Genomic DNA, 7,783 nt, shown 5'->3' with positions numbered 1-7,783 from the left:
GGCAGAGCTCGACACGGTGGCGTTGCCGGTGGCCGCGGCGCTGTCGATCGCGTTGGCGCCGCTCGTGATCGTCTTGTTGGTTGTTCAGATCATCACGGCGTGGGGTGGCGGTGGAGTGATTCTTGACGCTCTCGGGGTCGTTGCTGACGGATTGCGCAGCTCTTCGTCCATCGTCGTTGTGCGCACCCTCGTGGGGCTGGTACTCCTCGCGATTGCGGTTGTCACTGCTCGACGCGGTCGCCGCGCCCTTCCTGAGCTTCTCGCGACCGTGGGCCTCTTCACGCTGCTGAGTGTTATGCCTCTGGTTGTTGAATCGGCGCCCAGCTGGTCGGCCGCGGCAATTGCCGGTGTCATCACGACGGCAACCCTTGTTCTCGCCGTTGTTGTGGCGGCTCGTGGTCTGCTCGACGCACGCCGACTGGGGCTCCTCACGGTCGCTCTCTTGCTCTCAGCGGCGGTCGCATGGCGCGATGTCGTCGCTGACCCCCTGGGATTCGTGATCGGCGCAAGCGGCATTGCCCTTGCCCTATTCGGGTTCGTGTGGGGCTTCGTGACCGACGCCGAAGTGACCCACAGTGACAGCGCCGCGTACCCGCGCGCGTCGCGCGTGTTGCTCTTCATCGCCAACGCGGTGTTCGGCATCACGGTTCTCGCTTTTGGCGCGCTCGCTCGAGATCTCGGAGCGGCCATTGACCTTGATGCTTTCGCGCAGTTCGGCGATGAACTGCTCGGAACGGCGCTCATTCTCGCGGCAGTGGCGGCCGCCTGGTCGAGCGCCATGGCGCTCGGCTCGGCCGATTCTCGGCGTGAACCGCCTACCGTTGCACCATGACCAGTGAGCACCGCGACCCCGATCTCTCGGCCGCCCTCCGCACGCACACCGACTACGGGGTTGAGAAGCTCGAAGAGTCTGATCTCGCGGGCGATCCGTTTGCGCAATTCACCTCCTGGCTTGCGGAGGCGGCGGAGCGATCGGTGTACGAGCCCAACGCGATGGTACTCGCCACGATCGATCCTGATGGCGACCCGTCGATTCGCACGGTACTGTTGCGCGGCGTTGACGAACGCGGCTTTGAGTTCTACACCGACTACACCTCGCGCAAGGGCCGCGCGCTGATGGCAAACCCCGCCGTCGCGGCCGTCTTTCCGTGGTACACGCTGCACCGTCAGGTGAAGATTTTTGGGCACGCGCATCCTGTCGACCCTGTCGATAGCGACGCCTACTTTGCGAATCGTCCGCGCGGCGCACAGGTCGCTGCATGGTCGAGCGACCAGTCGCAGCCGATCGCGTCTCGAGAGGCGCTCGAGCAGAAGGTGCGCGACACCGACGAGCGATTTGCGGATGCGCCCTCGGTTCCGCGGCCAGAGCGCTGGGGCGGGTTTCGCATCGTGCCCTCGCGTGTGGAGTTCTGGCAGGGGAGAACGTCTCGACTGCACGATCGTCTGGTCTTTCACCGCGAAGGCGATGCGGCATGGAGGGTGGAACGCCTTCAGCCCTGACGGCTCGTGCGCTGCGGGAATAAGGTTGCGTGGCCGAGCGTTAGGTCAGTCGATACGTACGCATAGATACAGGAGCCTCATGGCCATCACCGACGCCCACGACCTCGAGTTGGGCCTTGACACCTTTGGCGACGTGACGGCCGACGCAGACGGGCGCATGCTGCCTCACGCGCAGGTCATCCGCAATGTTGTCGAAGAAGGTGTGCTTGCCGACCAGGTGGGCGTCGACGCCATCACGATTGGGGAGCACCACCGCGACGACTTCGCCGTGTCGGCGCCCGACATCGTTCTGACCGCGATTGCTGCGCGAACCGAGCGCATCCGCATTGGTAGCGGCGTGACCGTCTTGAGTTCTGACGACCCGATTCGAGTCTTTCAGCGGTTTGCCACGCTCGATGCGATCTCGAACGGTCGGGCCGACGTCATCATGGGGCGAGGCTCGTTCACCGAGTCGTTCCCGCTCTTCGGCTATGCGTTGCAGGACTACCAGACGCTCTTCGAAGAGAAGCTCAACCTCTATGCCGCGGTCAACGACGGCGGCCCCGTCACCTGGCAGGGCAGTACGCGTGCTCCGCTGCAGAACCAGATGGTGTACCCGATTGCGGAGAGTGGCTCGGTGCGCACGTGGGTGGGCGTCGGGGGAAGCCCCGAGTCAGTGGTGCGCGCCGCCAACTACGGATTTCCCCTCATGCTCGCCATCATCGGTGGACCCGCCGAGCGCTTCGCGCCGTTCGTCGAGCTCTACCACCGTGCGCTCACGCAGCTCGAGAAGCCATGGCAGCCGGTGGGCGTTCACTCGCCCGGGTACATCGCTGAGACCGACGAGCAGGCCATGGAAGACCTCTGGCCCGCCTACGAGCTCATGTTCGGTCGCATCGGCCGCGAGCGCGGCTGGGGGCCGACGACGTACGATCACTTCCGTCAAGAAGTCGAGCACGGTGCTCTCTACGTGGGGTCGCCTGAGACGGTCGCCCGCAAGATTGCCGACACGGTCGCCACTCTCGGCATCCAGCGATTCGATCTGAAGTACAGCACGGGTCCGCTGCCGCACGAGAAGCTCATGCGCGCCATCGAGCTCTATGGCACGCAGGTCATGCCGAGGGTGCGTGAGTTGCTCGCCGAGCGCCTCGTGCCCTCGGCGACGTAGCCGGACCGCTACGGGCCGGTGACGATCGAGAGGCCGGTGATCTGCGACGCGTTCTCGACCCCGCCCCCGTTCGTGAGATCAGTGAAGCCGAGTGCGGTCATGCGCTCAATGGCCTGGCCCGATCGGTTGCCACTGCGGCAGTAGACGAGGTAGGTGCCATCGGCGTCGAGTTCGCTCACGAGCGTGTCAAACGATGCTTCTTGAACATCGATGTTGAGGGCTCCCTCGAGGTGGCCGGTGGCAAACTCGTCAGCGGTGCGCACGTCGATGATTACGGTGCTCTCGTCGAGCACGATGGGGTCGCCCGGGATCGCGCAGGCGGTTGCCCCGAGCGCAAGGCCGAGAGCAAGGGCGAGGGCGAGCAAGGTGCGGCGCATGGGTCTCTCCTTCGTGTCGTGGCGCAAGAGTAACAGATACCCAGGGGGGTATACAGAGTGAGTGGTGTTGATCGACCTCGGGCGCGTGCTTGACTGACCCCATGGCCGACACTGCCCTCAATCGCCGCGTACTCGTCGTGGCCATCCTTTCGGCCTTCGTGGCGTTTCTCGACGGCTCGATCGTCAACGTCGCTCTGCCCGCGATCACCACCGAGCTCGGTGGGGGGCTGCCGGTGCAGCAGTGGGTGGTGGATGCGTATCTCATCACTCTCGGATCACTCATCTTGCTCGCCGGCTCGCTCAGTGACCTGTTCGGGCGCGTGGCCATTCTTCGCATCGGGCTCATCGGTTTTGCCGTGACCTCGCTCGCCTGTGGACTGGCGCCGACCGCTGACGTGCTGATCGCTGCGCGCGCGGCCCAAGGCATTGCGGGTGCCTTGTTGGTGCCAAGTTCGCTCGCGCTCATCATGAGCGCTCATCGCGGAGCGACGCAGGCGCGCGCAATCGGCCTGTGGACGGCATGGACGTCGGCCGCTTTTGTTGTCGGCCCTCTCCTCGGCGGTCTCTTGACCGACTTCGCCAGTTGGCGGTGGGTCTTCGTCATTAACGTCGTTCCTGTCGCGCTGACACTCGTGCTTCTTGTGCCACTGCGCAATGAGCCCGCAGTGCAGCGTCCACCCCTCGACCTTGTGGGCGCGGTGCTCGGTGCGCTGGGGCTCGCCGGCGTGGTCTTCGCGCTCATTGAGCAGGCGAATTATGGCTGGAGTGCCGCGCTGGTCTGGGTGCCGCTCGTGGTCGGCGTCGTGAGCCTTGTGGGTTTTGTCGTTCGCCAAGCGGTGGCGCAGCATCCGATGATGCCGTTGTCGTTGTTCCGCAATCGCAACTTTGCCGTCGGCAATATCGCGACAGTGGCCATCTACGCGGCGCTCTCGGTTTCTGGCCTCGTGATCGTGGTCTACCTTCAGCAAGTGGCGGGGCTGAGCGCGACCGTCTCGGGGCTCGTCATGCTGCCCGTCACCCTTTGTCTCGTGCTGCTCTCGTCGCGGTTCGGCGCCCTTGCGGGTCGATTCGGCCCCCGCTGGTTCATGACGCTCGGGCCCCTGTTGGTCGCGATCGGATTTGTGTCGTTGCGGTCGATTGAGACACCGTTCGACTTTGTGTCGCAAGCACTGCCGGGAGTCGTCCTCTTCGGACTGGGGATGTCGATGACCGTTGCTCCGTTGACCTCAGCAATTCTCGGAGCCATCGACTCCGAGCGCTCGGGAATCGCGTCCGCTGTCAATAACGCGCTTTCGCGCGTCGCGGGCCTCGTGGCGATCGCCCTGTTGGGAGCAGTGATCGGCACGCTCGTCGACGATGCCTGGCTCGACAATGCGCTTCTGTTGTGCGCGGCTCTCATGCTGACGGGAGCCATCACGTCGGCCGTGGGCATTCGTAACCCGCCCCGCATCGCGGCGGCGAACTCGTCGGCACACGACACCGAGTAGTCGACTCCAGCGCTGCGCACGGGGCACGGCTAGCATCAAGGCATGCGACGACGCCACGATCGATCACGCGCGATTGCGGTCGTGGGGGCGCTCATCGCTGTCTCGCTGGGCGGATGCTCGATCGCGCCGATCGACGCGGTCCCCGCACAGAGTCGGCTCGTCGGGGCGCCGGCTCCTCTCGATGTCGACCAGGTTTATCGAGATCAACGCATCGCCGCGATGACTCCCGAGCAGAAGCTTGCTGCCCTCGTCATGATTCATGTGCCCGGCACCGACGCGGGCAGCATTCGAGCCGTCATCGATGCTCATGGGCTGGGAGGCGTCATTCTCATGGGCGACAACGTGGCTGGACCGGCGTCGAGCGTTGCCGCTCTCACCGCCGGTCTCAGCACCGATGCGGGGTTGCCCGTTCTCACGGCCATTGACCAAGAAGGCGGAACCGTTCGACGACTCGACGACGACCGTGCCTTGGCGGCACGCGATCTCTGGGGCCTCGACCCGTCGGCAACGGAGCAGGCTTTTGCCGCGCGGTCCGCGCTGGTCGCCTCGGCAGGCGTGATGATCAACTTTGGCATTGTCGCGGATGTCACGCCCGACCGATCGTCGTTCATTCGACCGCGCACTCTCGGCGAGACGCCGTCCGCCGCTGCAGAGCGCGTCGCGGCGGCGGTGCGCGGAGAGATGGGCGTCGTGCTGTCGACTCTCAAGCACTTTCCGGGACACGGGGCGAGCCCCGACGACTCGCATGTGAGCATCCCGCGCTCGAACATTTCACTCGAAACGTGGCGCACGACTCACGCGGTTCCGTTTCAGGCGGGCATCGACGCGGGAGCGCCTCTTGTGATGATGGGGCACCTGCAGTTCGATCAGATCAGTCCGATGCCGGCATCGTTGTCGCCAGCGTGGATCGACATCTTGCGCTCAGAGATGGGTTTCGACGGGGTCATTGTGACCGACGACTTGCTCATGCTGCAGGCCTCGGGTGTGCCCGCTTATGCGAACCCCACCGCAAACGCGATTGCTGCGCTCGCCGCCGGCAACGACGTGGTGTTGTTCGTCTTGCCGGGCGACCCGTCGACGGTCGGTGTCAACCTGACGATGCTCATCAGCGATCTGGCTGCAGCACTCGATGATGGTCGTCTCGATCCGGCGCGAATCGACGAATCGCTCGATCGAGTTCTGGCCATTCGTCGAGACGCATCTGGCCAGTCGGCGCCCTATGTTGATTGTGGTCTCAAGTGCTGGGGGCAATCGCCCCGTTCACTTGCCGACGACAACTAGAGCGTCGGCAGGTCGACGTCAGAGACGCGCTCAGGCAACTGGTTCGTCGTCACTCCGCGCGGAACGATCTCGGCCTCGGCCGGAAGGATCGATGCGGTCGTCGCGGTGATGGCACCCACGACGACGGCAAGAGTGCCGAGTCCGGTGATCAGCGCGGTGATCGGGGTAAGGCGACGGTGGCGCTCGAGGCTGATAACCACAGCACCAACGAGCATGAGGGTGACGGCCGTGATCACGAGAGCGATCATCTGAATCACTGTTCCTGTCGGGTTTCAAGGAACGCGGCTCAATGGGTGGAGAGCCGTATTCACGTTTCGACCTTGGGTAGGCGAGGTCGTACCTTCAGCGTACGCTTCGTTGCTCACGAAGGCCAGAACTGAGGCTGTGTTTGCGGTCCCCATTTCGGGGGACCGATGGGTGATCATGACGCACCTCGTCGACGCGCCGCACGCCGACTCACTTCTCAGGCGAGAGCCACAAGAATGGACCCGTGCCCCCTTCGAGCGACCGAGTATTGCACCGCGATGTGCTGGCGGCGGTTGCTTCGTCGCTCGACGCCTCGCTGGTCGACGCGCAGCCGCTGCAAGTCGAGCCGACGGGCAACGGCTTCACGCACGGCTACCGCGTCAGCCTCCGAGATGCCGCCGGTATCGCCGCCGACCACACCGTCTTCGTTGAAACGGCGCCCCCTGAGGTGACGCGGCCCGGCGTTCTGGCGTTGAGCAACCCGGCCACGGGCGAGAGGGTCGATGTATGGGTGTATCCGGCCGACCCGGCGTTGCCGGCCCTTCGCACGGCGGTCTACGCAGAAGCTGCCGGCGTGGTGCTCGCCCGACTGGGCTTGCCGGTTGACGGGTTGCGCGTCAGTCTCGCGGCCTATCGGCCGGGCAAACGTGCGGTCGTGCGCGTCGATACACACAGCACCGCCTACTTTCTCAAGGTTGTGCGTCCGCCCGCCGCGCAGCCACTTCAAGCGCGACACACGCTGTGGCGCGAGGCGGGAATCCCCGTTCCCGCGGTCTTGGGGTGGAGCGAAGAGGGCCTGGTGGCACTCGAGGCCCTCACGGGCTCGGAACTCATCAGCGTGCTCGATCGGGTGGATCGACCGGATGCCCTGCTCGACCAGATTGAGGCGCTCGGTAACGCCATCGCGCGTGTCCCGTCGGTCTCGTCAGCTCGTGCATCGCTGGTTCGTCGCGTTGATTGGTATGAAGAGCGACTCATTGAGCAAATGCCTGCCCACGACGGCTTGATCGAACGCACCGTTCGCACCATCTCGCAGAGGTTTGCCGCGGGCGGATCACCTCCTCCGTCTCGCACCGTTCACGGTGATTTGCACCTGGCGCAATTGCTTGTTGACCCTCAGCGACCCACCGTGATCTCAGGGGTGCTCGATATCGACACGTCGGGATGGGGAGACCCTGCCGACGATGCCGCGGCGCTCTATGCCCATCTCATCGCCACGGTTGTCCACGACGGCGGCAGCCGAGCAACGGTGCGGGCCCGTCGAGCGTCAGTGCTCGCCGATGGGTGGCGGCGCCGGTGGTTTCGCTCGGCGGAAACCGGGTTCGTTGACCGGGCGCACTCCATCGCGGCGACCCAGCTCTTGGGCCATGCGCTGTCTCGGTCGGCGGCCGGATCAGGCGGCGCCACAGCGTTGATCGAACGTGCCCATCGGGTCGTCAATGCTGATGAGAGACCTCTCACTGCTTCTTCCTGGTGATCTCATCGCGGCTCGCGAGAGTTGCTCCATCAACGCAGACCGCAGGGGTCTGCAGGGGAGGAGAAACATCATGGACACCAAGAACTGGATCGCAATCGGTGCGGCTTCGGCACTCGGCCTCGGAGTTGTCGCTGGGGGCGCGGCGAGCGTCGCCAACGCTATTCCGTTGATCGAAAACGCCACGGGCCTCTCGGTTCCCGGCATTGACACTCTGACCGGGGGTGACGACCGCATCGAGCTCGACTTCCGCGTCGACAGCGACAGCATC

The 7,783-nt window shown here is 64.9% G+C and carries 9 protein-coding genes; 7 read left to right on the top strand and 2 right to left on the bottom strand.

Features of this window, described 5'->3' with window-relative positions; genetic code table 11:
- The 3 genes from SFU54_RS01780 to SFU54_RS01770 form a co-directional block, all read left to right on the top strand.
- Positions 1 to 832 (top strand): hypothetical protein (locus SFU54_RS01780; protein WP_319014603.1); only part of this gene is annotated, 832 nt, incomplete at its 5' end.
- Positions 829 to 1,500 (top strand): pyridoxamine 5'-phosphate oxidase, encoded by a 672-nt coding sequence (gene pdxH, locus SFU54_RS01775; protein ID WP_319014602.1) that lies wholly within the window; start codon positions 829 to 831, stop codon positions 1,498 to 1,500. The genes SFU54_RS01780 and pdxH, both read left to right, overlap by 4 nt.
- 79 nt (positions 1,501 to 1,579) lie before the next feature.
- Entirely contained in the window at positions 1,580 to 2,647 is a 1,068-nt protein-coding gene (locus SFU54_RS01770) for an LLM class flavin-dependent oxidoreductase (protein WP_319014601.1), read from the top strand.
- A gap of 8 nt (positions 2,648 to 2,655) precedes the next feature.
- Here SFU54_RS01770 and SFU54_RS01765 read toward each other — a convergent pair whose 3' ends face one another.
- Positions 2,656 to 3,024, bottom strand: coding sequence for a rhodanese-like domain-containing protein (locus tag SFU54_RS01765; RefSeq protein WP_319014600.1), 369 nt, complete (start codon positions 3,022 to 3,024; stop codon positions 2,656 to 2,658).
- A 101-nt stretch (positions 3,025 to 3,125) separates the two neighbouring features.
- On the opposite strand from SFU54_RS01765, the gene SFU54_RS01760 reads away from it, so the two are divergent.
- Together SFU54_RS01760 and SFU54_RS01755 are read left to right on the top strand one after the other, a co-directional pair.
- On the top strand, positions 3,126 to 4,511 hold the full coding sequence (locus tag SFU54_RS01760) for an MFS transporter (RefSeq protein WP_319014599.1): 1,386 nt from the start codon (positions 3,126 to 3,128) through the stop codon (positions 4,509 to 4,511).
- 42 nt (positions 4,512 to 4,553) lie between these two features.
- A complete protein-coding gene (locus tag SFU54_RS01755; RefSeq protein WP_319014598.1) occupies positions 4,554 to 5,792 on the top strand; it encodes a glycoside hydrolase family 3 N-terminal domain-containing protein in 1,239 nt (412 codons plus the stop codon).
- Here the strand turns inward: SFU54_RS01755 and SFU54_RS01750 are convergent.
- Positions 5,789 to 6,040, bottom strand: coding sequence for a hypothetical protein (locus SFU54_RS01750; protein ID WP_319014597.1), 252 nt, complete (start codon positions 6,038 to 6,040; stop codon positions 5,789 to 5,791). The genes SFU54_RS01755 and SFU54_RS01750 overlap by 4 nt on opposite strands.
- A 242-nt stretch (positions 6,041 to 6,282) precedes the next feature.
- On the opposite strand from SFU54_RS01750, the gene SFU54_RS01745 reads away from it, so the two are divergent.
- Together SFU54_RS01745 and SFU54_RS01740 are read left to right on the top strand one after the other, a co-directional pair.
- Positions 6,283 to 7,515, top strand: a complete 1,233-nt coding sequence (locus SFU54_RS01745) for an aminoglycoside phosphotransferase family protein (protein ID WP_319014596.1) — start codon at positions 6,283 to 6,285, stop codon at positions 7,513 to 7,515.
- A 70-nt stretch (positions 7,516 to 7,585) separates the two neighbouring features.
- The coding region (locus SFU54_RS01740; RefSeq protein ID WP_319014595.1) for a hypothetical protein at positions 7,586 to 7,783 on the top strand (198 nt) is incomplete at its 3' end.

The sequence above is a fragment of the Microcella sp. genome, assembly GCF_033763155.1.
Taxonomy (GTDB): domain Bacteria; phylum Actinomycetota; class Actinomycetes; order Actinomycetales; family Microbacteriaceae; genus Microcella.
Note: the sequence above shows the minus strand (reverse complement) of the source record. Positions and strands in the feature narration are given on the sequence as shown.